Source organism: Halobaculum sp. EA56, assembly GCF_051195075.1.
In the GTDB taxonomy this organism is placed as follows: domain Archaea; phylum Halobacteriota; class Halobacteria; order Halobacteriales; family Haloferacaceae; genus Halobaculum.
In genome coordinates, this window is sequence record NZ_JBNTJX010000009.1 from 42,725 (window position 1) to 68,769 (window position 26,045).

Sequence of the window (26,045 nt, forward strand, 5' to 3'; positions counted from 1 at the left end):
GTCGCTCATAGTCGGTCATTTGTGACCGCGCACCGAACCTCCGGTCGAACCGGCCGGCGACGGGCCGAACGACGGTCCCCGTTTCGGACCAGCCACCGCCCGAACCCGCCGGCGGCGAGGGAGCACTGCACAACCGTGACCGGACAACCGACCCACCCGATCGAACGGACAGTCCAGATGGCCGGCGGATCGACGTTCACCCTCTCGCTCCCCCGCGAGTGGGGGGACGACCACGGCCTGTCGAAGGGGGACACGCTGTACCTCTACCCGAACAGCGACCGGCTGATCGTCGCGCCGTCGACGATCGACGCCGAATCGAACGCGACGCGGATCGACGTCGCCGACGTCGCGGAGGAGGGGATCGTTCAGCGGATCAGGGGCGCGTACACCGCCGGCCTCGATCGGATCGTCGTCGCGAGCGAGAGCGGCCTCGACGACGACCTCCTCAGGCGCGTCACGGACGCCGTGGAGAGCTTCATCGGGATGGAGGTCCAGACGGTGGCCGACGACGAGGTGGTGATACAGGACCACCTCGACCCCGACGCCGTCTCGATCCCGCAGTCGATCGAGCAGATGCGACAGCACGCGGTCGAGATGCAGCGGGACGCGGTCACGGCGGTCCGGACGGACGACGACACCCTCGCCCGGATCGTCCGGGAGCGGGACACCCACGTCGACCGGCTCTTCGCGTTCGTCTCCCGCTGTCTCCACAGGGGCCTGGAGGACGTCAACGAACTCGGCCGGCTCAACGTCACCCGCAAGGACGCGTTCCACTACTACAAGGTAGCGCGGGAGCTGGAACGCGTCGCCGACAGGGCCGAGCGGATCGCCGACGCGGCGGTCGAACAGTCGGCTCCACCCGACGAGGACCTCGGGGAGCGCTTCGAGACGCTGGTTTCCACCGCGACGGACGTCGTGACCCTGGCGCTGGCCGGCAACACCGGCCGCGCCATCGAGGCACACCGGGCGGTGACCGAACAGCTCGACGAACTGGACGCCCAGCTTGCCGCCCGTGGCGACCCCGACGCCTACCGCTACGGGAGAGATCTCGTGGAGAGTGCCCGCCGGACCTCCGCGCACGGACTCAACATCGTGAACATGACCGTCGAGGCGTCGGTTGCGAACAAGCTTCGACCCGACGAGCAGGGACAGTACGGCAGATCACAGCCGACGGCACGCCTCGGACGGGGAACCAACTGACACTCCGAACGCTCCGCCCTCGCCGACCTATTCGCACAGTGTCGTCTACGGGGACTGTACCGGACCCGTTTCGCGGTCGGCGTGCCTGCCTGCCCCTCCAGTCGCCTGAAGGGCGTCTCCTTCACGCCGGAACGACGAGCGCGGATCTCGGGTACACCATCCCGTTGAACCGTAGTCGACCTACTGAACGGTCACGTCGCTACTCGATCGGTGGTACTCGACGCGACCGAAGGGACGGTGATCACGGGTGAGTGGTGAGCGACCCGAGCGACGCAGCGGTGCGGGCGGTCTTCGCGTCGAGCCACGAGCGACGCCGACTCGGAACCGGGGGCGTTCGGGCGGTCGCCCCCGTTCGTGCGGACGTACTCACCCGCACCGCCGCGACAGCGTCGTTCGCACTCGTCGCGCGGGACCCCGGGGCGACTCAGTCAGTCGTCCTCGACCGACAGCGCAGCAGGCGCCGTCTCGACCACGCTGACGCCCGCCGCGGGAACGTCCGGGCCGCCGATCGTCCAGGTCGCGTCGCGTGGCGCCGTGACTGTCGCTTGCTCCAGCCCGAAGTTGAGGACCCAGGTGAGCCCGTCACGCTCGGCGAACCGGAGCGTCTCGGGCAGGCGCTCGTCGGTGTAGGCGACCCCGGCGCGGTCGAGCAGGTCGGTCACCAGCGCGTCGGCGAGACGCGTTTCGGGCCAGACGCCGCAGTACGCGACGCTGCCGGCGCCGTGGTCCCGAGAGACGATGGCCGGTTCCCCGTCGGCCACGCCGGCCGTGTGTCGACCCTCGACGGTTGCTGCATCGGGCGAGAGCCACTCGCCGAAGGTCCGGTACTCGAAGCCGTCCCCGCGATAGGTCACGGTCGTCTCCACGTGCGCCGGGAGGCTCTCGTGGCGGGCGACGGTCGCGCCGACGAGGTCCGTCAGCGGCCCCGGCGGGAGTTCCTCCCGGAGCTGGTTGGCGGGCGTCTTCACGCCCGAACGCAGCGTCACGAGGAGGTGACCGCCGTCCTCGACGAACGACGCGAGCTGGTCGGCCAGCGTCCCGTCGGCGAGGTACAGCGTCGGGGCGACGACCGCCTCGTAGCCGCCGAGGTCGTCCTCGGGCGGGACGACGTCGACGCCGACGCCGCGAGCCCGGAGCGCCCGATAGTAGGTTCGGGCGTGCGTCCAGTAGTCGAACTCCGGGGCGTGGGGCTGGGCCGACAGCGCCCAGTCGTGTTCGAACGCGTCGAGCAGCGCCACCGACCGGTCCGGCGGCGCGAGGTCGAGGTCCGCGAACTCGTCCGCCACACGGTCTGCGTCGCGGTACCCTCTGTCCGCGCTGCCGTCGCGTCGCCGCAGCCCCGCGTGGTACTGCTCTTGCCCCTGTCGGCAGCGCCGCCACCGGAAGTACAGTACCGCGTCGCCGCCGTGGGCGACCGCCTGGTGGGCCCAGAGTCGCATCGCCCCCTCGGCGGGCTGCGGGGCGTAGGGGGGCCAGTTCACGTCACCCGGCTGCTGTTCCATCACCCAGAAGGGCGCGCCGTAGCGGTCGTGGTTCAGCGACACCTCGTCGGGGTCGCCCGTCCGCAGCTCCGCGGGCGTGGCCGCGCCCTCGCGGCGGTCCTGGACGAACCCGGTGGGGTACGAATCCCAGGCCGGGAAGTCGAGGTCCGCGCCGAGGTCGTGGGCGTCGAGCGTCCCGAAGTCGCCCATGAAGTTGTGGGTGACGAACCAGTCGTCGTTCGCGTCCCTGAGCACCTCCGTCTGCAGGCGGTTGTACGACGCCACGCTGTCGTGTGAGAAACGAGCGTAGTCGAGCAGCAGCGAGGGGTGGTGTTCCGCGGGCGTGTGCCGCGGCGGGTCGACGGCCGCGAACGAGCCGTAGCGCTGGCTCCAGAAGGTCGTGCCCCACGCCTCGTTCAGCGTCGCGGGGTCGCCGTACCGCTCGGCGAGCCACCCGCGGAAGGCGGCCGCACAGTCGTCGCAGTAACAGCGGATCGTGTCGTGGACGCCGTACTCGTTGTCGGTCTGCCACCCGATCACCGCGTCGGTGTCGGCGTAGCGGGACGCGAACGCCTCGACGATCCGCGCGGTCTCCCTGCGATAGACCTCCGAGTTGAAACAGTAGTGGCGCCGGGAGCCGAACCCCCGGACGGTCCCGTCCCGCTCGGTCTGGAGGATCTCGGGGTGCTCGTCGACGAGCCACTTCGGCGGCGTCGCCGTCGGCGTGCAGAGCACGACGTCGAGCCCCTCGGCGGCGAGGGTCTCGACCGCCTCGTCCAGCCACTCGAAGGAGATCGCGCCGCGCTCGGGTTCGACCGTCGACCAACTGAACTCCGCCAGCCGAACGACGTCCAGGCCCGCCGCGGCCATCTGCGCGGCGTCGGTCGCCCACCGCTCCCGCGGCCAGTGTTCCGGGAAGTAACAGACCCCGACCCGCGGCTCCGTCCGGTCGGTCGAACTCACGACGGGTCACCCCGCTCGAAGTCGACGCTCGTGACGCCCGGATCGGCGGTGAGGCGTACCGCCCCGACGTCATCGGGTCCGCCGTCCCCGGCGCCGTCGTCCCCGGGGCTCGTCCATCCCTCGGGGACCGCGACGACGAGTTCCATCGGCCGGGGCGCGTCGAGATCGACCGTGAGCCGGCCGCCGTCGTCGGTGCCGGTCCACTCGACGCCGCCGACCTGCCCGGCGGCGTTCGCGAGGTGTCGGCTCCCGACGAGGTGCGGTCGGTCGCGGGCCGGCACACAGTGGAGGAGGAGGACGTCGTGCGGGTCCAGCGAGCGCTCGACGGGGCCCTCGACCAGTTGCTCGGCGAAGGGATCCCAGACGCGGACGGGTCCGTCGAACCGGTCCGCGGGCGCGACCGTCACCGTCCGGTCCTCGTCGGTCCAGTTGAACGCCGCGATCGCCAGCGCGCCGTCCGCCGGTCGCTCCGCGACCATCCGGTCCGGGAACTCCCGATACCCGACGCCCTCGACCGTCCCGTCCGAGATCGGGGGGAGCGTCCGTTCGAGCAGGTCTCGCCCCGCCGCGTCGATCTCCTCGACGGCGTCGCTGAACACGTTCGCGCCGCCGGTCAGGGCGACGACCGTGGCGAAGGCCCGCCGTTCTGCGTCCGTGAGCTGCGTCGTCGTCCGGACGAGCTGGCAGTCCGGGTCGGTGACCCAGAGCCGCCGGTGACAGAACTGCCGGTTCAACACGTTGCGGATCGCGTTCTCGTGGGCCGGCTCGCTCGCCGGGTCGTCGTCCCTGCGCCAGTACGGCGCCGTGTCGGGGCCGACGCGCATCGCCTCGACGATGCCGACGCTCGGGAACGCCGGCGCGCCGCACCCGAGCAGGAACGTGTCCTCGCCGACGGCCGCACGGATCGTCTTCATCCCGCGGCGGTACGCCTCCGCGCGCGTGACGTCGTCGTGGCGCTCGCCCGGAAGGGCGGCGGCGTACAGGAAGTCCAGCTTCAGGTACGAGAACCCCCACTCGTCGACGATCGTCTCGAACGTGTCCTCCAGCCAGGCATTTGCCTCCGGGTGGGTCGTGTCCAGTCCGTACATCTCACCGTGGCGTTCGCCGGCGTCGACCGGTTCGCCGTCCCCGTCAGTGACGAGCCACTCGGGGTGGTCGGCGGCGAAGTCGGAATCGCCCTGAACGTAGAAGGGGGCGAGCCACAGCCCGGGGCGATAGCCCGCGGCCTCGATGTCGGCGCCGAGGTCGCCCATGTCCGAGAACCCCTCGTCGAGGGTCCGCCAGTCACCGAACGCGGTCTCGTAGCCGTCATCGACTTGGACGATGTCGACGGGCACGTCCCACTCCCGGAGGGCGTCGACGTTCGTCCGGACGTCGTCCGCGGTGACGTCGGTAAAGTAGTGGTACCAGGAACACCACCCCGTCGGCGTATCCGTCGGCGTTCGGGCGTCCATCCGGTCGCCGACGGCGGCCGCGGCGGCGGGGAGGGCGTCCTCGACCGGCCGGGTCGCGTCGATCCGCAGCGTCGCGCTCCGGCGCGTCCCGCCGGGCGGGATCGTCACGCCGTCGCCGGGACAGACCGCCGAGACTCGCGTCCGGTCTCCCGTCGTCACGTCGAACCGCGAGAGGTAGGCGTCGTGGTCGAGGAAGGCCATCGTCAGGTGCCCGGGGTCGCCCGACAGCGCCGTGAGATAGTGGCTCGTGCGTCCGTCGTCCGGGGCCGCGAGATCCAGCATCTGCGGGCGGTTCTCCGGGGGTTCCGACGGGAACGTGTCGTCGAGCGGTAAGGCGGCCGTCGGCGTCCACGACTGGTAGCCGTGTTCGAACATGCGGTCGGCGTCCGCGAACGGGGTCGTCGCATCCGCGAGCGGGCTCAGTTCCCGCAGCGCGACCGGCTGATCGGTGTCGTTGGTGACGGCGACCGACACGTCGACGCCGGCGTCGGCCGCCTCGATCCGGACGGTCGTCTCCAGGGGGCCCTCGTGGGTGACGCGAACGCCGATCCCGTTCTCGACGACCGTCGCCGTGCCCCGGTCGCTCGGAAGGCAATCGTCGTCGACGGCGACCCGGACGCGGCCGGTTGCCAGTGCAGTGCCGTCGCGCTCGACGGTCAACTGTGCGGTCTCGGGGTCGTAGCTGACGCTCGTCGCGCCGGCGGACCGTTCGACCGTCATCGGTCGCCCTCCCGCCGGGCACGGTAGTCCGGGAGCCGGTCGTCCTGCATCACGGCGCTGCGGCCGCCGTCGACCGTGAGCTGGGCGCCGGTGACGAACCCCGCCTCGTCGCTCGCGAGGAACGCGACCGCCGCGGCCACGTCTTCGGGCCGCCCGATCCGACCGACGGGGTGGATCCCTTCGAGCTCCTCGCGGTAGTCGGGGTCGATCTCGTCCATCGTCCGCTCGATGGCGACCCATCCCGGGTTGACGGTGTTGACCCGGACCTGCGGGCCGAAATCGAGCGCCATCGCCCGCGTCATCCCGTCGATACCCGACTTCACCGCGTTGTACGGGAACATCTCGGGCATCGTGAGGAACGCGTGATTCGAGGAGACGTTGACGACGGCCCCCTCGTCCATCGCCGCCTCCGCGTGTTTCGCGGTCAGCCAGTACGACCGGAAGTCCGTCTCGACGACGAACGACCAGTCCTCCATCGTCGCCTCGCCCGCGCCGGTGTTCGTCTCGACGCCGGCGTTGTTGACGAGCACGTCGAGGCCGCCGTAGGTGTCGACGGTCGCCTCGACGAGCGCCGCGATGTCGTCGGGGTCGCGCACGTCCGCCCGGACGAACTCGGCGTCGCCCCCGGCGGACCGGATGTCCTCGGCGACCGCGGTGCCGTCGGCCTCGGTCCGCCCGGTGACGATCACCCTAGCGCCCTCCGCGGCGAGCCGGCGGGCGATGCCCTCTCCTATGCCGCGGGTCGACCCGGTGACGAGCGCGACCTCGTCCCGGAACCGCCGTGCGGCACGGTCGGCGTCGGTCGTCACGCGTGCTCACCTCGTCTCCGAGGCGTCCGCGGTGCGTTCACGGTCGGTACAGCGATCGGTAGCGGCTGGTGTCTGTGGTTCATCGGTCGTGTATTACGGAGCGGATCGTGCTGACGGTGCGGTCAGGTGTGTGGCTGACAGGATCGGTTCATCGGACGGGAGACGCGTGAGACGCTCACGCGTCCCTGTATCGGTCCGGCCGGAGAGCGCGGAGACGGGCGACTTATGACGCGCCCGGGCGTCGGTCCGTCTCGATGAGCCAGGAGGTGACGCCGGGAGCCGTGTTGTGGGCGGCGGCTCGCGTGCTCTACACCGAACTCGTCACGGTCGTGAGCACGAGCCTGGCGTTCGTCGTGGTCGCCCTTCCGCTCGTGACGGTCGGTGCGGGCGTCCTCGCGCTGGTCGAGACCTGGACGACTATCATCGGGAAGCGGGACACCGGAGCCCCGGTGACAGAGCGCGCCCGGCTGCGGCTGTTCGTCCGGTCGGTCCGGCGGCACCTGTGGGCCGGGCTGCCCTACAGTGTCGCTCTGCTCGGGGTCACAGGACTGACGGCGGTGTACGCCGCGGTCGGGCTGTCGACCCGGTCGGGCGTGTTCGTCATCGCGGCGATCGTCGGAGTGTACGCCGTCATCGGCGTCACTCTCTGGTGTCTGCGGGCCGCGAGCGTGGCGGTGCGGACGGAGCCGACGCCGCCCGCTCGCGTCGCCATCGAACGGGCCGGCCTCACGTTGCTCGATCGGCCCTACTTTACCGTCCTCGTCGCGACGCTCGCGGCGGTCGTCGTCGTGCTCGGCGCGCTCGTTCGCGTTGCCGTGCCGCTGCTCGTGCCCGCCGTCCTCGCAGTCGTCGAGGTGGTGGCGTTCGAGGAGCTGGCCGGCGAGGGGGCGGCCGCCGTCCGGGCGACGTACACTCGGGAGTCGTAGGGTCATCCCTTCATCCCGCTCAGGGTCATTCCGCGGATGAAGTACTTCTGGGCCGACATGAACACCAGGATGACCGGGCCGACGATGACGGTCGCGGCGGCCATCACCAGCCCCCACTCGGTGAAGTACTGGTTCCGGACCGCGTACAGTGCGACCGGCAGGGTGTACATCGACTCGCTGTTCGCGATGATCAGCGGCCACTCGAAGTTCTTCCAGGTCGTCACGAAGGTGTAGATCCCGAGCGTCGCGAGCGCCGGCTTCGCGAGCGGGAGGTACACCTTGTAGAACGTCTGGAACTCGTTGCAGCCGTCGATCTTCGCTGCGTCGCCCAGCGCCGACGGGAGGCCCTTGAAGTGTTGACGCAGGAGGAAGATCCCGAGGGGATTCGCGATCAGCGGCGCGATCAGTCCCTTGTAGGTGTTGACCCATCCGAGTTCCGAGAGCAGCACGTACACCGGGATCAGCGTGACCATCGCGGGCACCATGACGGTCGCGACGAACAGCAGGAACAGTTTCTCCCGGCCGACGAAGTCGATCCTCGCCAGCGCGTACCCCGCGAGGCTGTCGAAGACGAGGTTGAACAGGGTCACCGTCCCCGCGAACACGATCGTGTTAAGGAACCACCGGAACACGGGCTCGCTAGCGAACAGGACCCGGAAGTTTTCGAGCGTCGTGACCTCGGGGATCAGCGACACGGCCCCCGCCGTGGGATCTGCGCTGAACGCCGTGGATAGCATCCACCAGAACGGCAGCGACCAGATGATTGCGCCGAGCGTGACGCCGCCGTACAACAGCGTCGTCTTCGACCAGTAGCGGGCGCCGGATGCCTCGTACCCGGGGTACTCGTAGTTCGAGCGGCCCATCAGTAGGCCACCTCCTCCTGCTGTTCCATCCGGTAGCGCCAGTAACTGAACACGAACACGACGGCGAACAGGAGGAACGCCATCGCCGAGGCGCGGCCGAAGCTCGACTGCTGGAACGCGACCTCGTAGATCAGGACGACCACCGTGGTGGTCGCCCGCGCGGGCCCACCCTGCGCGAACGCCAGGGCGATGCCGAACACTTGGAAGGTTCCGATGATCGCCAGAATGGTGACGAAGAAATGGGTGTTGCGGAGGTTCGGCCAGGTGACGTGTCGCATGCGCTGCCAGGCCGTCGCACCGTCGATCCGAGCCGCCTCGTACAACTCCTCGGGGATGTTCTGGAGGCCGGCGAGATACAGGATCATGTTGAACCCGATGCCGCCCCAGAGCCCGATGAGCATCAGCGCGCCGAGGGCGGTTTCGGGACTGTTCGCCCACGGGTGATCCAGCCCGAAGGGACGCAGGAACTGGTTGATGACCCCGTTTTTGGCCATCAGCCAGCGCCAGATGACGCCGCTCGCGGCGGCCGACAGCATGACCGGGAGGAAGTACGCCGAGCGGTACACCTTCTTGCCGCGGATGCGGCTGTCCAGCGCGAACGCGACGACGAACCCGCCGACGATCTGGAGCGGCACGACCAGCGACGTGTAAATGACCGTGTTCCGGACGGCGAACCACCAGAGGTTGTACGACGGGCTCGACAGTGCGGCCCAGTCGTCCGCCCACGGTGCCGGCGTGAGAACGTCCGCGTAGTTCGCGAGCGGCAGCGTCATCCCGAACAACTGCATGTTCGCCGGCGTCGTCGTTCCCATGAAGATGTTGTACTCGTGGAACGACAGGTAGAACGCGTACCCGATCGGCCCGAGCAGGAAGATCGAGAACACGATCACGTTCGGCAGGACGAACAGGAACCCGGCGAGGTTGTTCTCGTCCTGCGGCCGATCGAGGAGTGCCGCGACCGTCTCGCGGGCCTTCCTGGCGAACTTGCCGGGGGTCGCGAGGGTGCGGTCGAGCGCGCTCACGGCGCGTCACCCCCGGTCGCACCCGAGACGCCGCCGCTCCCGATAACACCGGGAGCGGTTTCCTCGGTCCGGGTGCGGTTGAAGATCGCGTCGCCGGTCGTCCCGTCGAAGACGTGGACGTGGTCGGCGGGGAACCGGGCCCGCACGCGGTCGCCCTGCCGGACGACCTGGGAACCGCCGATCGTCGCGACGACGTCGCCGAACTCGTGTTCCAGGTGCACGACGTTCTCGTTGCCCATCGGCTCGACGATCGAGGCCGTAAACTCCGTCGTGCGGGGACCGCTCTCGTCGACCAGTTCGACGTCCTCGGGGCGGATGCCGAGGACGACGGTGTCGCCTTGGACGAGCGTCGTTAGCTGCTCCCGCTGACCCTCGGTGAACGTGTACTCGAATCCGTCGAGGACGAGCGCCTCGCCGCCGTAGGTCGCCTCGACGAGGTTCATCGACGGCGACCCGATGAAGGAGGCCACGAACTCGTTCTCGGGCTGGTAGTACAGCTCCATCGGGGTGCCGATCTGCTGGAGGCGGCCGTCGTTCAACACGGCGATCCGGTCGCCCATCGTCATCGCCTCCGTCTGGTCGTGGGTGACGTAGACGGTCGTCGCCTCGAGTTCGTCGTGGAGCTGCTGGAGTTCCGCGCGCATCTGGGCGCGGAGCTTCGCGTCGAGGTTCGACAGCGGCTCGTCCATGAGGAAGACGTCCGGGTCCCGCACGATCGCGCGACCGAGCGCCACCCGTTGTTGCTGTCCCCCCGACAGCGCACGCGGCCGGCGGTCGAGCAGGTCGGTGATGTCGAGGAGCTCGGCGGCCTCCCGGACGCGACGGGTGATCTCCTCGTCGTCGAGGTCGGTCGCCATCTCCAGCCCGAAACGCATGTTCCCGCGGACAGTCTTCTGCGGGTACAGTGCGTAGTTCTGAAACACCATCGCGATGTTCCGGTCTTTCGCCTTCACATCGGTCACGTCCCGGTCGCCGATGCGGATGGTGCCCTCGGAGACGGTCTCCAGGCCCGCGATGGTCCGCAGCGTCGTCGACTTGCCGCAGCCGGATGGACCGACGAGGACGAGAAACTCCCCGTCTCGGATGTCGATCGAGAGATCGTCGACGGCGACGACAGTCTCGCTGTCGCTCTCGAACCGCTTCGTCACGCCGTCGAGCGTGGTTCGTGCCATGATCTGATTGGATTGATTGAATACGATGAGGGCCGCCGCCGGCTACAGCGCGTCGTTGATCTGGCGCTCGGCGTCCTTCATCGCCGTGTCGGGGGCCTTGTCGCCCGTCAGCGTCGCCTCGGCCTCGGTCATCAGCGTCGATAGGATCGTCGGGGTCTGTGGGCCGAACAGGAACGGCCGACCGATGTCACCCAGCTGCCCGAGATTGCTCAGCAGCGGGCGGTCGTCGTAAAAGTCCTTCTCCAGCAGGGCGGGTCGGGCGGGGAGCGCGTTGCCGGTCTTGACCCACTGCCACATCCCCTCCTCGCTGGTGAGCGCCTTGACCAAGCCCGCCGCCTGTGGTTTGGCGTCCGTGTTCGCCGACGCCGACCAGGAGGTGGTGAAAACGATGGTCGCCTGGCTGCCGCCGTCCGCCTTGGTCATCGAGACGTCGGTGACGTCGTATACGTCGCTGTAGTCCGATTTGAGCGTCCCGATCGTCCAGGCTCCGGTCATCATCATCGACGTCTGCTCCTTGCCGAGCGACGGCGCGCCCCAGGTGCCCTGGATGTCCGACCCCAACAGGCCCGCGAGGTCGTCCTCGATCATCCCGTTGAGGAAGTCGAGCGCCGCGATCGCCTCCGAGGAGCCGACGACGCACTCGCTCAGGTCCTCGGTCAGCACGCGCCCGCCGTTCTGCCAGATCAATTGAACGAGCGTGTTCCGCGGCTGCGAGTTGAACACCATCGGATACTCGATGTCGGTGTTCGACTTCACGGCATCGGCGGCCGCGCGGACGTCGCTCCAGGTTTCGGGGGCCTCGACGCCGGCCTCCTCCAGGTGGGCGGTGTTGTGGAAGAAGCCGATCGGCGAGATGTCCTTGGGGATGCCGTAGATGGTCCCGTCGTAGGTGAACGCGGTCAGCATCTCGTCGTAGATGCCGTCGAGGTCGTAGTCGTCCGCGTTCCGGACGTACTGGTCGAGGGGCAAGAGCGCGCCGTTGCGCATGAACTTGGGCGCGTCGTCCGCGATCAGGTAGAACACGTCCGGCTCGTTTCCGCCAGCGAACTGCGTCTGGAGCTTCTGTGAGTACTGTTCGAAGGGGGTCTGTGCGTACTCGATCTTCGCGACGCCGGGGGCGCTCTCGGCGTAGTTCGTGAGGATCCGCCGGTTGATCTCGACCTCACGTCCCTCCCCCCAGCTGCGGACCTGCAGGGTCACGGGCTCGGGCGGCTCGGTCGTGGTCGCGGCGCCGTCCGTCTCCGCACTGCCGGTCGTCCCGCCGCCGTCACCGTCCGTCGTACTGCCGCCGCCGCCACCACCGAAACACCCGGCCAGACCGGCGATGCCGGTCGCGCTGGCGCCCGCCAGGAGGCGACGCCGCGTGAGTTGGTCGATATCGATTCCGTCGTCGGTCCCGCGTTGTCGTGTCATTGTCGTGGTCTGTCGTGTCGGTCGGTTTGTCGATCGGTCCGTGTCCGTTCGTGTGCCTTCACAGGCTGTGCTCCCGTTCACTCGGCCGGCTTCGGGGGCGGCCAGTGTGTCGCTCCGTCCCCCCGCGATCTGCCGACCGTGTGCCTGGCCCCAGTCATGACTACCACTCGGCGACGCTGCCGTCCTCGTGGCGCCAGACCGGGTTGTGCCAGTCCACGTCCCCGGCGGCGTCTCGGACGTGGGCCTCGTCGATATCGATGCCGAGGCCGGGTGCCTCCGGCAGCGCGACGAACCCGTCGCGGTAGTCGAACACCGACGGGTCCGCGAGGTAGTCGAGGACGTCGCTCGTCTCGTTGTAGTGGATGTCGAGGCTCTGCTCCTGAATCAGCACGTTCGGTGAGCAGGCGTCGACTTGGAGGCACGCCGCGAGGGCGATCGGCCCCAACGGACAGTGTGGCGCGAGCGCCACGTCGTAGGCCTCGGCCATCGCCGCGATCTTCTTGACCTCCGTAATGCCGCCGGCGTGACTCAGATCCGGTTGGATCACGTCGACGACGCCCTGCTCGAAGATCTCCTTGAAGTCCCACCTGGAGAACATCCGCTCGCCGGTCGCGATCGGGACCGACGTTCGGCTCGCGATCTCCGGGAGCGCGTCGTTGTGCTCCGGCAACACCGGCTCCTCGATGAAGAACGGCTCGTGGGGTTCCAGTGCCGTGGCCAACCGCTTGGCCATCGGTTTCGACGCCCGGCCGTGGAAGTCGACGCCGATGTCGATCGAGGGCCCGACGGCTTCCCTGACCGCCGCCAGCCGGTCGACCGCGTCGGCGACCGCCTGCGGGCTATCGACCCGGCGGAGCTCCGCCGTGGCGTTCATTTTCAGCGCCGTGAACCCCTCCTCGACTTTCTCGGCGGCCGCCTGGGCGACCCCTTCGGGACGGTCGCCGCCGACCCACTGATACACCCGAACCCGGTCACGGGCGCGACCGCCGAGGAGCTCGTACACGGGGGCACCGAACCGTTTGCCCCTGATGTCCCACAGCGCCTGATCGATGCCGGCGAGTGCGGACATCAGCACCGGGCCACCCCGGTAGAAGCCGCCGCGGTACATCGTCTGCCAGTGGTCCTCGATCGGCATCGGGTCCTCGCCGAGGAGATACGAGTCGAGGAGCTCCTCGACGGCCGTTTCGACGGTCCGCGCCCGACCCTCGACGACGGGCTCGCCCCAGCCGACGGTCCCGTCGCTGGTTTCGAGTCGGAGGAACAGCCACCGCGGCGGTACACGGAACAACTCGTAGTCGACGATTCGCATCCGTGTTACCTCCCGGGTACCATTCGCGACCGCCGTGCTGTCCCGCTCCGGTGCATGAACGTATGTGATCGTTTCACTACTGTGGCCTTCACCGTACCCACAGAAAACAGTTTCCCCGGATCGCCAATTTTCAGGCATTACAGGCCGCAACGCGTCTGTTTTCGGTTAGGAAACGAGTGGCGATCCCCGGGGTTCGTTCACTCATAGAGAACACGAACGCCGATCCGGTCTCGTCTCCCCACCCTGGGTTGCTCGCGGGCTAACTCGGCCGATAGCCGTGTTCCACGACACCGATTCACATGCGCCCGCGTCCGGTGTCCGTTCACTCATGAAGAACAATTAACCGCCCGGCGTGCGACCGTCACCACATGGGCGACTATCCGGTCGGCGCGACCGCGACGACGTTCCGCGTGATCGCGGCGCTCGACGAGGCGGGCACGGCCGGAGTCACGGAACTCGCCGACCGTCTCGACCTCTCGAAGAGCGCCGTCCACAACCACCTCGCCACCCTCGAACGCTTGGAGTACGCGATCAACGAGGACGGTCGCTATCGTCTCAGCCTGCGGTTTCTCGACCACGGCACGAGCGTCCGGGATTCGCTGCCGGTGGTGACCGCGGGGCGCGAGGAGGTCGACTCGCTCGCGAGCCAGTCCGGATGCACGGCGTTTCTGGCCGTTCCCGAGGGTGACGTAGCGGTGTACGCGTCTATCGCGGCCGGCGGCCGAGGCGACGACGTGACAGCGGGTATCCGTGCCGGCACTCGGATCCCATTACACGCCTGCGCGCCGGGGAAGGCCATCCTGGCTACCTGGACCGCCGAGGATGTCCAGGCGTATCTCGACCGCCAGCCGCGATCGGACCGGACGACCACGAGTCGCGACGAACTCCGGTCGGTCCGTGACCGCGGGATCGCCTTCGATCGTGGCGAGGCGATCGAGGGACTCAATTCCGTCGCGGCGCCGGTTACCGACGGCGAGTCGGCCGTCGCTGCTATGGGCGTCTCCGGCCCGGCCGCGCAGGTGACCGGGAAACGCTTACAAGAGGACCTTCCGGGCCTCGTCCTGAACCACGTGACTTCGCTGGAACTGGCCCTCCGTGGCTGACGGGCTCGCCTGATCCCGCCTTTCGTCGAGCCGCCGCCCGACTCTCGCACGCGAACCCGGTGTTCGGCGACGCTGCGTTCACGGTACCGCCCGCGTCGATACCGTCCGGCGCGGAACAGGACAGGTGTCGGACGACTTCTTTCCGACCACCGTCGGTCGGTAAGCCGGTGACGGCGGTCCGGCGATCGGGACCGCTGTTGGACTTGGAGTGGATCGCCGCATCGTATCGCTCCGCGCTACTCGGGCGACCACTCGCAGGCGTCGCCGTACGTCAGCTCGTTCTCGTCGATGTACGCCGACAGACACGCGTAGTTGCAGAAATACTCGGGGGAACCGCAGTCGGCGCTGCAGTCGCGGACGCAGATCGGGTCGTGGTCGAAGATGCGCGAGCCGCAGTACGCGCACGGTTCGGTCGCGTCGGGGGTGTCGACGGTCGTCGCCATACCCGCCGTTCGTGGCGGACCACACAAAGCGTTCCGGCACCGGCGACCGAGCGACGGCATCGCCAGGCGCGGTCGACGCTCCCCGAACCCGAGCCGTGTCGCTACCCCAGATCCCTCGCCGGGCAGGGCAATACACTTGTGATGGTCGCGTGAGGATCGGCCCGGACGATGCCCTCCACCTCCACTACGGGCCTGCGCTCCGACCTCGGCCTCGCGGCCGGAGCCGGGATCGCCGGCCTCGCTGGCTGTCGCGTCGGCGAGCACTCCGCTGCCTCGTCGACTCCCGAGAGAACGACGCCCGCGTACGCCCACGGATGGGTTCTCGCGCCCCTCGACACGTCCTTCGCCGGCTGTTCGAGGCTCCCCCTCGACGATACCGGTCCGACGCTCGCCGCCGCCGACCCCGAAGCGACCGTCTCGGAGTCGGCACCGTTGCTCCCCGACCGCCTCCCGATCGATCTCGCATGGTGAGCTTTCTGACCCGCCTCTCGGACGGATGGGATCGGGCGATGCGGGCGCCGCTTCTGGCGCTCGTCCCGATCGCCTTCGCGGTCATGAACACCGAGAAGATCCGCAGGGTTGCGACGTTCGACGGGGCTCACGTCGGCATGACGTTCGGATATCCCATGCCGGTGGTCACGACGTGGCAGTTCGTGAGCGTACCGAATACCGGCGTCAACGCCTACACCGGCGTCCCCATCGAAGCGCTCCCGTTCGCGCTCCTCACCGTCCCGCTGGTCGTGCTCGCGCAGACGCTGTTGACCGCCGGGTATTTCGGCAGCCTCCGTGACGTCCTGACCGGTAGCTCTCCGACCTTCTGGCGACACTGTCGGGCCTACTTCCTCCCGTTTCTCCTGTTGACCGTCGCTCCGCTCCTGGTGCTACTGCCGATCGGACTCGGGATGGTCGGGTCCGTCGCTGCCGGTAGCGGGGCGGGTGCCGCGGCGCTCTTTCTGGTACTCGTGCCCGTGTACCTCCTGCTGGGCTACCTGTTCTGGGCCACGCCGTACCTCGTCGTCCTGCGGGACAGCGGGCTACTGGAGGCCGCCCGGGCGTCGTACGACCTCGCGATGGACGTGGGGCCGTACGCCCGCTATACCGGCGGGTACGTCCTGTTCGTGGCCGGGCTCTCCGTCGTTGCCACCGCTCTCGTGGTCAACGTGCCGATAGTGGGGCTCGTGGCCGGCATCCTCGGTGGCGGACTGCTCGGCGTGACCGTGAACGTCGCGACGATGCGCTTCGTCGCCGAGATCGACCCGGAGACGAACCTCGGAGTCGACCGGGACACTGACGACTTGTCGTAGGCACCGATGAAAGACGGCGAGTACGGCTACGAATCTGGGAATCCACCCTCCTGTGTGACCGACGAGTTTCACGCATCGGACGACGCCGAACCGGGTTCCGGGGTGCCCGTCGCCGTCGCCCCTCTCTGAGAGCTCCCGTCGCCCGCATAGCTTTATGTCGGACAGGCGTCCGACATCGGGCATGAACGAGAAGCGCCTCGTCGTCGCCCTCTTCGGCCTGGTGGTCGCGGTCGTCATCGGCGCCCTCGCCTACCGCTTCATCGCCGCCTTCACCGTCTCCGTGTTCCTCTACTACTCGACGCGCCGGTACCACAAGTTCCTCAAGCGGTTCCACCTCCCCGCCCGCGTCCGCGCGGCCGTCGTGCTCGCGTCGCTCGCGATCCCGTTGGTCCTCCTCATCAGTTACGCGGCCGTCCTCCTGGTCATCGAGGCGCGTCGATTCGCCACCAACACCGCGCTCGTCAGCACCGCCGCCTCCGACATCGCGTGGTTCGAGGCGATCGAGCGCATCCCCGAGTTCACGATCGAGGGGCTCTACCAGGCGTACCAGTCGGGCGACCTGGAGCCGTTCATCGAGTTCGCGACCGAGAACGCCGCGTTCCTCACGACTGTCGTCTCGGAGTTCGCGCTCAACCTCTTCGTCGTCACCATCGTCACCTACTACCTGCTCGTGGACGGCCACCGGATCAGCGAGTGGCTGCTCCGCTTCGACGACGACGCGCTCATCCGGGAGTACCTCGAAGCGGTCGACGAGGAACTCGAGGCGGTTCTGTTCGGCAACCTCCTGAACGTCGTCGCTATCTCGCTGATCGCCATCGCGACGTTCAGCGCGTTCAACGCGCTCGTCCCGGCGCCGGTCCGGGTGCCGTACCCCGCGCTCGTGGGCGCGCTCACCGGGATCGCGAGCCTCGTCCCCGTCGTCGGCATGAAGATCGTCTACCTCCCGGTGACGGCGATCATGGCGATCCCCGTGCTGATGGGCGCCCCCCTGACGCAGTTCGTGTACGTCGCCGCCTTCCTCGCCGTCACGGTCGTCGTCGTCGACACCATCCCCGACGTCGTCCTCCGGCCCATCCTCAGCGGCGACGAGACCCACGTCGGCCTGCTCATGCTCGCGTACACGCTCGGGCCGGTCGTGCTCGGCTTCTACGGCCTGTTCTTCGCCCCGATCGTCCTCGTGATCGGCCTCACCTTCGCCAACACCGCCCTCCCGCGCCTGCTCGGCGCCGACGAGTCCCAGACGACGCTCGCCGAGTCCGAGCCCGAACCGGACGGCGTGAGCGACTCGGGCACCGCGAGCGACCCCGACCTACCGGGCGACCCCGACGGGACGCCCGAGTGATCCACCGCCTCGGCCGACGACGCCGTACACGATTCCGAACCCGCGCCCGCGAGGCGCTCGGCGCGGCCGAGTGAGGGGCGCCCGACTCGACACGCCCCCGAGTCAGAGGCGACGTCCGTTTCGACGTCGGCAGCGAACTCGGTCGGGAACGCGATCGACGCGGGGGGCCGAGAAACCCGACGGAGAGGGGGTTCCGCTGCGAGCGGCGGTCGATTTCCGGCCGCGGCGTCCTACATCCCGCCGTCGGTGTCCTGTGCGACGATCAGGTCGAAGGGCGTGTCGGCGGGTTCGTCGTCGGGCGTGAGATACCCGGCCGCGAAGGCCGTGTACACCTGTCCCCCCTCCAAACTCACGTCGAAGTCGGCGACCACGTCGCCGTCGTTGCTCCCGGTGTCGCCGCGGATCTCGACCGTGTAGTCGCCGCCGGGCACGGTCGTGTACCCCGAGTCGCCGTAGGCGACGCCGTCGAACAACGCGTCGCCGGTGGAGGCGACCGTCACGTCGACCGGGGGCGCGTCCGGCGACGCGTGGACGGCGCGGAGGCGCGCGGTGTCGTCGCCCGGATCGGAGTTGTCGTCGGTCAACACGAGCGGGGCGAACGGCTGGTCGGCGTCCTCGCCCACCTCGCCGGCGGCCGCGACCGTGTAGTCCGTCCCGGCCTCGACGGTCACCTCGCCCTCGAACACCGACGCGTCCGGGTCGCCGGCGGCGGTGATCTCGACGGTCCGTTCGCCCGCGGGGACCTCCAGATACTGGCTCACGGCGCCGAACGGGACGTCCTCGAGGACGGCCGGGCTGTCGACGTACACGTCGACGTTCGGCGCGTTCGGCGAGAGGTGGGCGACGCGAACGTTCGCCGTCTCCGTCTCGCCGCCGTCCATCCCGCCGGCGGTGTCCCGCGTGACGATCAGGTCGAAGGGCGTGTCGGCGGGCTCGTCGTCGGGCGTGAGGTACCCCGCGGCGAAGGCGGTGTACACCTGCCCGTCGGCGAGGCTCACGTCGAACTCGGCGACGACGTCGCCGTCGTTGCTCCCGGTGTCGCCGCGGATCTGGAGGGTGTACTCGCCCGCGGGGACGGACACGGAGCCGGACTCGCCGTAGGCGACCCCGTCGAAGACGGCGTCGCCGGAGGAGGCGAGCGTGATGTCGACCGGCGGCGCGTCCGGCGACGCGTGGACGGCACGCACGCGGGCCATCCCGTCGTCGGGGGTCGAGTTGTCGTCAGTGAGGACCAGCGGGGCGAACTCCCGGTCGGCGTCGTCGCCGAGTTCGCCCGTCGCCGCGACCGTGTAGTCCGTGTCGGCCTCGACGCCGAGGGGGCCCTCGAACACCGAGGTGTCCGGGTCGCCGGCGGCGGTGATCTCGACGGTTCGCTCGCCGGCGGGCACCGCGAGATACTCGCTGACCGCGCCGAAGGGCACGTCCTCCAGCACGGCCGAGCCGTCCACGTACACGTCGACGTTCGGGGCGTTCGGCGACAGGTGCGCCACCCGTACGTTCCCCTCCCCCTCGGGCGTCTCGGTCTCGGTGTCCGTCGGCGTGTCCATGCCCTCCGGGGTGGGGGAGTCGGTCTCCGTCTCCGACCCGCCACCGCCGCCGGCACACCCGGCGAGCCCGGCCGTCGTCCCGGCTCCTACCCCGACCAGTACGCGTCGGCGCGTCACGTCGGATCTGTCTGTCGTCATCCGTCCGGTGCAACGACGGAGACCGGAATAACTGGTTTCGTGGTTGTCACTAAACGCTCTCTAGAGTTCCCCGAAACTGTCTCCGAACTCCGTCCGAAATCCGTAGCAAGCGCCGCGATACGGTGGACGAAAGAGTTTTGCTGTCGATCCCCACACACCGACACGAGGACGACCGTGTCTCACGCTCCCTCCCTCGCTCTGTGTCCGTCGGCGCGGCGTGGACAGCCCCGCGGTCGCGTCGCAGGGCGTCCTCGGGTGCGTCCTGCCCGTGTCGGTGGATTCTTTTCGCGCCACCGAGACCGGACGGGTGATGGATTCGGTCCTCTGGCAGACGCTCGCCGGGACGCGCGGAGGGCCGAACCGGGCGCGGATCCTGCGGGCGCTGGACGACCGCCCCCGCAACGCCAACCGGCTCGCCGACGATCTGGACCTCGCGTACAACACCGTTCGCTACCACCTGGAGGTCCTCGAGGAGAACGGCGTGATCACGAAAAGCGAGGCCGACTACGGGACGGTGTACCTCCCCAGCGACCGGGCCCGGGCCAACTGGGACACCGTCGAGGAGATCGTCTCGCAGGTGGAGGAGTGACCATGCACGACACCCGACACAGACAGCGACGGCGCGTGGCCGAACCGGCAGGTGTGAACGAATGAGCCTCATGCTCGACGCCGCGCGGGTCGCCGCGGCCGCGAACGTCGTCCTGCTCGTCGGGCTGCTCGCCGTCTGGGGGCGCACCTACCGGGAGATCAAGGCCCCGATGACCCTCGGGTCGATCGCGTTCGCGGTGCTGCTGCTGGCGGAGAACCTCGTCGCGCTGTGGTTCTACTTCACCGCCCCGGCGATGCCCTCGATCGCGGTCCGGGTGATGATGCTCCTACAGATCCTCGAAACGGGCGCGCTCGCGATCCTCTTCTACTACACCTGGAAGTGACTGTAGGACCGGCGAGGTCCCACGACGGCGGTCAGTGCAGCGTTCCCTCGCGGTGGACGGCGTCGTACGCGAACAGCGCGTACCCGACCTCCGCGGGCGTGTGGCCTGTGTCGGCGGCGATCTCACGGATCGGTCCGACCATCGTCACGTAGTCGTCGGCGTCGAACGACTCCTTGCGGCCGTCGAGGTGGTCGAACCGCTCCAGCGTCGCCCACACCCGCGTGTCCACGACTGCGTGTCGGTCCGGGTCGAGCGCCGCGAGCACGCACGAGGCCGTCGGCGCCCGGAACCCGCTCAGTCCCGTGATCAGCCGGACCTTCGAGAAGTCGCCGTCGACCGCGCGGACGTTGCGCGTCACCTCGCGACACCGCTCCTCGGGGTTCGACTCGACGTGGTACGCGCTGCGCGTCGACGACAGGTACGCGATCTCGTGGAGCTGGTCGCGCGTGAGATACCCCTGCTCGCGGTACTGCTGGCCGAACGCTTCCAGTTTCTCGGGGAGGAGCCCCTGCGTCTCGTCGTAGCGATCGAGGTATTCGGCGACCGTCGACTCGTCCATGGGCGGCGGGTGGTCCGCCCGCGGGAAAGCGACTGTGTCCGATCACCGGGCCGGATTCTCCCGTTCGATTTCCCGACGACAAGATTCAAGTGGGTTCCCAGTTACTCACGAACTGAGTAACCATGACGGTCATCGTCACGGGCGCCGACGGCTACCTCGGCTGGCCCACGTCGCTGCGGATCGCCTCCCGAACGGACGAGCGCGTCGTGCTCGTCGACAACTTCGGTCGTCGAGAGTGGGTCTCGGAGGTCGGCTCCGTCTCCGCGACGCCCGTCGCGGACATGGAGACGCGCCTCGCGGCCGCCGAGGAGGTGCACGGCCTCACCAACCTCTCGTTCGTCGAGGGCGACCTGACGGACCGGTCGTTCGTCGACGAGCTGTTGCAGGTACACGAGCCGGACGCGGTCGTCCACACGGCGGCCCAGCCCTCGGCGCCGTACTCGCAGATCAACGGCGAGCGCGCCAACTTCACCCAGCACAACAACATGCAGGCCACGCGCAACCTCGCGTGGGGGCTCCACGAGAACGACCTCGCCGACACGCACCTCATCGAGACGACCACCACGGGCGTGTACGGCGCCCCCGAGTTCCCCATCCCCGAGGGCGGCGCCACGATGGAACACGGCGACGAGCGCGACGAGGTGCCGTTCCCCGCGATGGCCGGCAGCTGGTATCATCTCACGAAATCGCACGACGCGGCGAACCTCCGGCTCGCCCACTCGCAGTTCGACATCCCCGTCTCCGACGTCCGCACCGCGATCACCTACGGCGTCGAGACCGAGGAGACGGCCGCGGACGACCGTCTCGCCACGCGCTTCGACTTCGACTACTACTTCGGCGTCGTCGCGCACCGGTTCGTCGCGCAGGCCATCGCCGGCTACCCGATCACGGTGTACGGCAAGGGCGAGCAGCGCAAGCCGTTCGTCGCGCTCGAGGACGCCGTCGAGGGGCTGGCCCGCCTCGCCGTCGAGGACCCGGACGAGCGCCCCGACGACCACGTCGTCTACAACCAGGTCACCCGGCCCATCTCCATCGTCGAGATGGGGACGACCATCGCCGAGGTGGCCACGGAGTTCGGCTTCGACACCGACGTCGAGCACTTCGAGAACCCCCGCGACGAGGACGAGACCCACCAGATGGAGATCGACAACGACCGCTACGCCGACCTCATCGGCGGGCAGTCGGTCACCTTCGAGGAGGGGATCCGCGGCGTCTTCGAGGCGCTCTCGGAGCGCGCCGACCGCATCGGCGCCTACGAGGACCGCTTCCTCCCGGGCGTCCTCGAGGACCGCCTGGAGGGCGACGACGAGGCGTCCGCCGCGACGGCGGACGACTGACCCGCCGATACCTCGATCTCAGCCATGCACGTCCTCGTCACCGGCGGCTGCGGCTACATCGGCAGCGCGCTCGTCCCGATCCTTCGGGACGACGACCGCGTCGACGCCGTGACCGTCCTCGACGACCTCTCGATGTCCTCGCCGCGCAACCTCATGGGCAGCGGCCTCGCGGACGACCCGTCGGTCCGCTTCCGCCGCGGCGACATCACCGAGTACGGCGACGTGGAGTCGGCGATGCGCGGGTGCGACACGGTCGTCCACCTGGCGGCGATCACCGGCGCCGACAGCACCCACGACCGCCGCGAGGAGACGTTCCGCGTCAACTACGACGCCACCCAGAACGTCTTCCGCGCGGCGGGCAAGCTCGGCGTCTCGAACGTCGTGTTCGCCTCCTCGTGCAACATCTACGGCCGCGCGGCCGCCGAGGACATCGACGAGACGGTCGAGCCCGACCCGCTCAACCCCTACGCGGAGACGAAGTACGAGGCCGAGTCCCTGCTCGCGGACGCGACCGAGGACTACGGCTACGACGGCACCGCCCTCCGCATGAGCACGAACTACGGCTACTCGCCGGGCATGCGGTTCAACCTCGTCGTCAACCACTTCGTGTTCCGCGCGATCACCGACCGCCCGCTCACCGTCTACGGCGACGGCTCGAACTGGCGGCCGTTCGTCCACGTGCGCGACGCCGCCCGCGCGTACGCCGAGGCCGCGGTCGCGCCCGACGATTGGCCGGCTCTCGTGTACAACGTCGGCGACAACGACGCCAACTACCGGATCGAGGAGATCGCCGAGGCCGTCCGGGACGAGCTCGGCCGCGACCTCGACATCACGTACCTGGAGGACGAACACCCCGGCCCGTCCTACCACGTCAACTTCGACCGGGTCGCCGAGACCGGCTTCGAGACGCGCCACACGCTCCGGGAGGGGATCGCCGACCTCGCCGAGCGGTTCCGCACGGCCGACGTCGGGGGGTACCCGTGACGCGAGCGATCGGGGCGCCCGTGGCGACCGCCGCCGCACGCCGCCGCGAACCGAGGGGTATTTGCGCCGCCGCGGACGGTGACCGGGCATGAGTTCCGATCCCGACGCCGCGACCACCGACCCGTTCCACGTCGCCGTCACCGGCGCGGCGGGCTTCATCGGCAGCCGCGTCGTCACGCTGCTGAACGAGCACCACCCCGAGTGGGAGATCACAGCGATCGACAACTTCTACCTCGGGACCGTCCGACGGATCGGCGACGTCGAGGTCGAACACGTCGATGTCCGCGAGCGCGACCGGCTCGACTCGGCCCTCGACGGCGCCGACGCGGTGCTCCACCTCGCGGCGGTCAGCGGCGTCGACGACTGCGAGCAGAATCAGGATCTCGCGTACGACGTGAACGTCACGGGGACGAACAACGTCGCCTGGTTCTGTCGGCGGACCGGCGCGGGGCTGGTGTTCCCCTTCAGCATGGCCGTGCTCGGCGACCCCGAGTCGTTCCCCATCTCCGTCGACGACCCGCGCGACCCGATGAACTGGTACGGCCGCACGAAGGTGATCAACGAGCGGGCGATCGAGGACTTCGCCGCCGGCGCCTTCCCGGCGCACCTGTACCTCAAGTCGAACCTCTACGGCGAACACGTGGTCGGGGACACGCGCGTCTCGAAGGGCACCGTGATCAACTTCTTCGTGAACCGCGCGGTCGCGGGCGAGCCCCTCACCGTCTACGAGCCGGGGACGCAGGCCCGGAACTTCATCCACGTGAAGGACGTGGCCCGGGCGTACGTCCACAGCTGCGAGCGCCTGCGCGACCAGCTCGCGGCCGGCGAGACGGGCGTCGAGAAGTACGAGATCGCCTCCCGCGAGGACCCCGGCGTGATGGAGGTCGCCGAACTCGTCCGCGAGCACGCCGCCGACGTGCTCGGCGCGGCGGTGGACGTCGAACTGGTCGAGAACCCCCGCAGCGCCGAGACGATGGTCGACGCCTTCGCGGTCGACATCTCCGCCGCCGAGGAGACGCTCGGGTGGAGCCCCCGCGAGACGGTCGAGGGGTCGATCCGGAAGCTTCTGGAGGCGAAGGCGGACGAGCGGTAGGATCGCGGTCCGACACTGGCCGAGTGGGTACGGAAATCGAGGAGAAAGCCCCGCCTTTCAGGGTGGGGATGATGGCAGGAGATTGCAATATGTTTCTGACGTAGCGACGAACGCGTCTCGGCGAACGTGGAAGACGGCCTGCAATCCGGGGCGACGGAAGACTTTAGCTTGTAAGGATTGTAAATATTGTAAGCGAGGTAGGGCTCCCAGGTCCTATCGGACCGGATCATACCATCATGTCCAACGCCAACAAGCGGATTCCCGTAACCGAGGAGCGCTGGCAGGAACTCAACGAACTGAAAGACGCTGGGGAGACGTACGATGACCTATTAGCGGAACTGATCAAGGAGCACCAGCGTCACAAGCTCGCGGCGAAGGCGCGAGAGGTCAGGGAAGCCGACAGCGACGAACTGACTTCGCTGGATGAGCTATGAGGTACTCCTCGCGGATAGCGCCCGCGAGTACCTGGCCTCCCTCGACGAGAAGAGTACACGGATCGTGAAAGACAACCTCCGGAAGCTCGGGGACGACCCCCACCCTCGACCCGGTTCCGGATCCGGCGACAGGGAGAAGCTCGTCGTCGACGGCGAGGAGATCTATCGACTCCATATCGGGCGGACGCACACGGCCTTCTACGACATCATCGAGGGGAAGCAGGAAGTCCGTGTGATCGAGATCATGGATATCGACGAGGCACACAAGCGGTACGGGTACTGATCGTCCTACACCTCTCCCGATCGATCACTCGGTCCTCCCACTACTCACCCGCGTACGGGTCCTCGGCCAGCGTGTCGTGGTCCCAGGTCAACTCGAAGTAGCGGCCCAGCCCCGCGACGAACGAGTGGTTCTCCGTGACCGCGGCCTGCCGCTTGTGCAGGGGGACGTCCTCCTCCTCGACGAGCAGGACCGCCTCGCCGGAGTCGTAGTCCATGCTCGGGTCCGCGAGCGTCCCGCGCCACGGGAGCCGGGTCGCGCTGAACCGGAACTCCGCGTCGGGGTACTCCTCCCGGAGCCGCTCGACGGACTCGCGCTGGACCGGGCGGTTGCGCTCGGCCAGGAGCGTGGGATCCAGGAACAGCACCCGCAGGCGGCAGTCCCGGTCGTAGGCGTCCGCGAACGCCGGCTCGATCGCCTCGAAGTACTCGAAGCTCTTCGTGATGACGCGCACCTCGTCGGCGGCGTCGCTGTAGAGGCGGCGCGTCTCCCGCTCGCTGGGGTCGCCCACGTCGACCACGTGGAACAGCTCCTCGGTGGCGGAGATCTCCTCGCTCGCCTGCTCGTACAGCGGGCCGAACGCCGCGACGAACTCCTCGCGGACGGACTCGATCGCCGCCCGGTCGGTCTCGTACGCCTGCCGGCGGTTCTCGACGGCGCGGTCGAGGATCGCCTCCGGCGGCTTCGGCTGGTACTCCTTCGGGCGCCCGGGGATCACCTTCAGGTACCCCGCGTCGGCGAGCTCGTCGAGCACGCCGTAGATGCGGGCCTTGGGGATCCCGGTCGCCTCCGAGAGGTCCGGCGCCGTCGTCCGCCCCAGCTCGATGAGGCGTTCGAGCGCCCGCTCCTCGTACTCGGTGAGGTCGAGCGGGTCGAGGAGGTCGCCCGGGTCGTCGGTGGCCATGCCGGCCCGTAGACGCCCGGTCTGTTAAGCGCCGGCGGTCCGGGCCGGCGGCAGAACGGTCCCGATCGGCGACAGATTTATGATGCTGGCTTCTGCAGTTACTCGCAAGATGAGTAACCGAACGTCGGCCGACGATCACCTCCGCGACCTCGAGGACGGCGCCGGCTGCACCGAGATCTGGGAGAAGTTGAGCGAGCAGCGGGAGCCCGACGCGGCGGAGGCGGCCGACGGCGACGCGGCCGCCGAGGATCGGCCGACGACGGAGGCGCGGGCGGCCGACGCCGGCGAGTGATCCCGGACGTAGCCCGAGCGT

General features: G+C 68.9%; 26 protein-coding genes. 14 read left to right on the plus strand and 12 right to left on the minus strand.

The features are described 5' to 3' along the window. Positions 1–135 precede the first annotated feature (135 nt). On the plus strand, positions 136–1,200 hold the full coding sequence (locus tag ACQUQ1_RS14825; RefSeq protein WP_435065087.1) for a PhoU domain-containing protein: 1,065 nt from the start codon (positions 136–138) through the stop codon (positions 1,198–1,200). 428 nt (positions 1,201–1,628) lie between these two features. On the opposite strand, the gene ACQUQ1_RS14830 is transcribed toward ACQUQ1_RS14825, so the two are convergent. The 3 genes from ACQUQ1_RS14830 to ACQUQ1_RS14840 are packed head-to-tail and all read right to left on the minus strand — an operon-like array spanning position 1,629 to position 6,627. Beyond that, on the minus strand, positions 1,629–3,644 hold the full coding sequence (locus ACQUQ1_RS14830) for a beta-galactosidase (protein ID WP_435065088.1): 2,016 nt from the start codon (positions 3,642–3,644) through the stop codon (positions 1,629–1,631). Next, on the minus strand, positions 3,641–5,818 hold the full coding sequence (locus ACQUQ1_RS14835; RefSeq protein WP_435065089.1) for a glycoside hydrolase family 36 protein: 2,178 nt from the start codon (positions 5,816–5,818) through the stop codon (positions 3,641–3,643). Before ACQUQ1_RS14835 ends, ACQUQ1_RS14830 begins: the two co-directional genes overlap by 4 nt. Continuing rightward, entirely contained in the window at positions 5,815–6,627 is an 813-nt protein-coding gene (locus ACQUQ1_RS14840; RefSeq protein ID WP_435065090.1) for an SDR family NAD(P)-dependent oxidoreductase, read from the minus strand. Before ACQUQ1_RS14840 ends, ACQUQ1_RS14835 begins: the two co-directional genes overlap by 4 nt. A 254-nt stretch (positions 6,628–6,881) precedes the next feature. On the opposite strand from ACQUQ1_RS14840, the gene ACQUQ1_RS14845 reads away from it, so the two are divergent. Beyond that, positions 6,882–7,553, plus strand: a complete 672-nt coding sequence (locus ACQUQ1_RS14845; RefSeq protein ID WP_435065091.1) for a hypothetical protein — start codon at positions 6,882–6,884, stop codon at positions 7,551–7,553. Between the two features lie 2 nt (positions 7,554–7,555). On the opposite strand, the gene ACQUQ1_RS14850 is transcribed toward ACQUQ1_RS14845, so the two are convergent. The 5 genes from ACQUQ1_RS14850 to dgoD form a co-directional block, all read right to left on the minus strand. Next, a complete protein-coding gene (locus tag ACQUQ1_RS14850) occupies positions 7,556–8,416 on the minus strand; it encodes a carbohydrate ABC transporter permease (RefSeq protein ID WP_435065092.1) in 861 nt (286 codons plus the stop codon). Beyond that, the gene (locus ACQUQ1_RS14855) at positions 8,416–9,438 is read right to left on the minus strand and encodes a carbohydrate ABC transporter permease (RefSeq protein WP_435065093.1); all 1,023 of its coding nucleotides are present in this window, start codon (positions 9,436–9,438) and stop codon (positions 8,416–8,418) included. Before ACQUQ1_RS14855 ends, ACQUQ1_RS14850 begins: the two co-directional genes overlap by 1 nt. Next, positions 9,435–10,610 (minus strand): ABC transporter ATP-binding protein, encoded by a 1,176-nt coding sequence (locus ACQUQ1_RS14860; RefSeq protein WP_435065094.1) that lies wholly within the window; start codon positions 10,608–10,610, stop codon positions 9,435–9,437. Before ACQUQ1_RS14860 ends, ACQUQ1_RS14855 begins: the two co-directional genes overlap by 4 nt. A 42-nt stretch (positions 10,611–10,652) precedes the next feature. After that, a complete protein-coding gene (locus tag ACQUQ1_RS14865) occupies positions 10,653–12,023 on the minus strand; it encodes an ABC transporter substrate-binding protein (RefSeq protein ID WP_435065095.1) in 1,371 nt (456 codons plus the stop codon). Between the two features lie 160 nt (positions 12,024–12,183). Next, the gene (gene dgoD, locus ACQUQ1_RS14870) at positions 12,184–13,332 is read right to left on the minus strand and encodes a galactonate dehydratase (RefSeq protein ID WP_435065096.1); all 1,149 of its coding nucleotides are present in this window, start codon (positions 13,330–13,332) and stop codon (positions 12,184–12,186) included. 368 nt (positions 13,333–13,700) lie between these two features. On the opposite strand from dgoD, the gene ACQUQ1_RS14875 reads away from it, so the two are divergent. After that, positions 13,701–14,435, plus strand: coding sequence for an IclR family transcriptional regulator (locus tag ACQUQ1_RS14875; RefSeq protein WP_435065097.1), 735 nt, complete (start codon positions 13,701–13,703; stop codon positions 14,433–14,435). A 236-nt stretch (positions 14,436–14,671) separates the two neighbouring features. Here the strand turns inward: ACQUQ1_RS14875 and ACQUQ1_RS14880 are convergent, their stop codons facing one another. After that, positions 14,672–14,878 carry a hypothetical protein gene (locus ACQUQ1_RS14880; RefSeq protein WP_435065098.1) on the minus strand — a complete coding sequence of 69 codons (207 nt, stop codon included), beginning with the start codon at positions 14,876–14,878 and terminating at the stop codon, positions 14,672–14,674. A gap of 168 nt (positions 14,879–15,046) precedes the next feature. Between ACQUQ1_RS14880 and ACQUQ1_RS14885 the strand changes: the two genes are divergently transcribed. The 3 genes from ACQUQ1_RS14885 to ACQUQ1_RS14895 all read left to right on the plus strand — a co-directional run bounded on the left by ACQUQ1_RS14885 (position 15,047) and on the right by ACQUQ1_RS14895 (position 17,524). Further along, entirely contained in the window at positions 15,047–15,349 is a 303-nt protein-coding gene (locus ACQUQ1_RS14885; protein ID WP_435065099.1) for a hypothetical protein, read from the plus strand. Then, positions 15,343–16,182: a hypothetical protein gene (locus ACQUQ1_RS14890; RefSeq protein WP_435065100.1), complete on the plus strand. Its 840-nt coding sequence runs from the start codon at positions 15,343–15,345 to the stop codon at positions 16,180–16,182. Before ACQUQ1_RS14885 ends, ACQUQ1_RS14890 begins: the two co-directional genes overlap by 7 nt. Positions 16,183–16,363: 181 nt before the next feature. Next, positions 16,364–17,524, plus strand: a complete 1,161-nt coding sequence (locus ACQUQ1_RS14895) for an AI-2E family transporter (protein WP_435065101.1) — start codon at positions 16,364–16,366, stop codon at positions 17,522–17,524. A gap of 230 nt (positions 17,525–17,754) precedes the next feature. Here ACQUQ1_RS14895 and ACQUQ1_RS14900 read toward each other — a convergent pair whose 3' ends face one another. Beyond that, a complete protein-coding gene (locus ACQUQ1_RS14900; protein WP_435065102.1) occupies positions 17,755–19,209 on the minus strand; it encodes a DUF4397 domain-containing protein in 1,455 nt (484 codons plus the stop codon). 310 nt (positions 19,210–19,519) lie between these two features. Here ACQUQ1_RS14900 and ACQUQ1_RS14905 point away from each other — a divergent pair, with 310 nt between their 5' ends. Continuing rightward, complete coding sequence (locus ACQUQ1_RS14905) at positions 19,520–19,798, plus strand: winged helix-turn-helix domain-containing protein (protein WP_435065103.1); 279 nt, start codon at positions 19,520–19,522, stop codon at positions 19,796–19,798. Between the two features lie 61 nt (positions 19,799–19,859). Continuing rightward, the gene (locus ACQUQ1_RS14910; RefSeq protein ID WP_435065104.1) at positions 19,860–20,141 is read left to right on the plus strand and encodes a hypothetical protein; all 282 of its coding nucleotides are present in this window, start codon (positions 19,860–19,862) and stop codon (positions 20,139–20,141) included. A gap of 31 nt (positions 20,142–20,172) precedes the next feature. Here the strand turns inward: ACQUQ1_RS14910 and ACQUQ1_RS14915 are convergent, their stop codons facing one another. Continuing rightward, entirely contained in the window at positions 20,173–20,700 is a 528-nt protein-coding gene (locus ACQUQ1_RS14915; protein ID WP_435065105.1) for a hypothetical protein, read from the minus strand. Between the two features lie 122 nt (positions 20,701–20,822). Between ACQUQ1_RS14915 and ACQUQ1_RS14920 the strand changes: the two genes are divergently transcribed. The 5 genes from ACQUQ1_RS14920 to ACQUQ1_RS14940 all read left to right on the plus strand — a co-directional run bounded on the left by ACQUQ1_RS14920 (position 20,823) and on the right by ACQUQ1_RS14940 (position 24,831). After that, positions 20,823–22,037, plus strand: a complete 1,215-nt coding sequence (locus tag ACQUQ1_RS14920; RefSeq protein ID WP_435065106.1) for an NAD-dependent epimerase/dehydratase family protein — start codon at positions 20,823–20,825, stop codon at positions 22,035–22,037. A 24-nt stretch (positions 22,038–22,061) separates the two neighbouring features. Next, positions 22,062–23,021 (plus strand): NAD-dependent epimerase/dehydratase family protein, encoded by a 960-nt coding sequence (locus ACQUQ1_RS14925; RefSeq protein ID WP_435065107.1) that lies wholly within the window; start codon positions 22,062–22,064, stop codon positions 23,019–23,021. A gap of 88 nt (positions 23,022–23,109) precedes the next feature. Beyond that, positions 23,110–24,114, plus strand: coding sequence for an NAD-dependent epimerase/dehydratase family protein (locus tag ACQUQ1_RS14930; RefSeq protein ID WP_435065108.1), 1,005 nt, complete (start codon positions 23,110–23,112; stop codon positions 24,112–24,114). A 236-nt stretch (positions 24,115–24,350) separates the two neighbouring features. Beyond that, the gene (locus tag ACQUQ1_RS14935) at positions 24,351–24,548 is read left to right on the plus strand and encodes a hypothetical protein (RefSeq protein ID WP_435065109.1); all 198 of its coding nucleotides are present in this window, start codon (positions 24,351–24,353) and stop codon (positions 24,546–24,548) included. Further along, positions 24,538–24,831 (plus strand): type II toxin-antitoxin system RelE family toxin, encoded by a 294-nt coding sequence (locus tag ACQUQ1_RS14940; protein WP_435065110.1) that lies wholly within the window; start codon positions 24,538–24,540, stop codon positions 24,829–24,831. Before ACQUQ1_RS14935 ends, ACQUQ1_RS14940 begins: the two co-directional genes overlap by 11 nt. Positions 24,832–24,871: 40 nt before the next feature. Here ACQUQ1_RS14940 and ACQUQ1_RS14945 read toward each other — a convergent pair whose 3' ends face one another. Beyond that, complete coding sequence (locus ACQUQ1_RS14945) at positions 24,872–25,732, minus strand: TrmB family transcriptional regulator (protein WP_435065111.1); 861 nt, start codon at positions 25,730–25,732, stop codon at positions 24,872–24,874. Between the two features lie 109 nt (positions 25,733–25,841). On the opposite strand from ACQUQ1_RS14945, the gene ACQUQ1_RS14950 reads away from it, so the two are divergent. Then, positions 25,842–26,024 carry a hypothetical protein gene (locus ACQUQ1_RS14950; RefSeq protein ID WP_435065112.1) on the plus strand — a complete coding sequence of 61 codons (183 nt, stop codon included), beginning with the start codon at positions 25,842–25,844 and terminating at the stop codon, positions 26,022–26,024. The last annotated feature ends 21 nt before the right edge of the window (positions 26,025–26,045 follow it).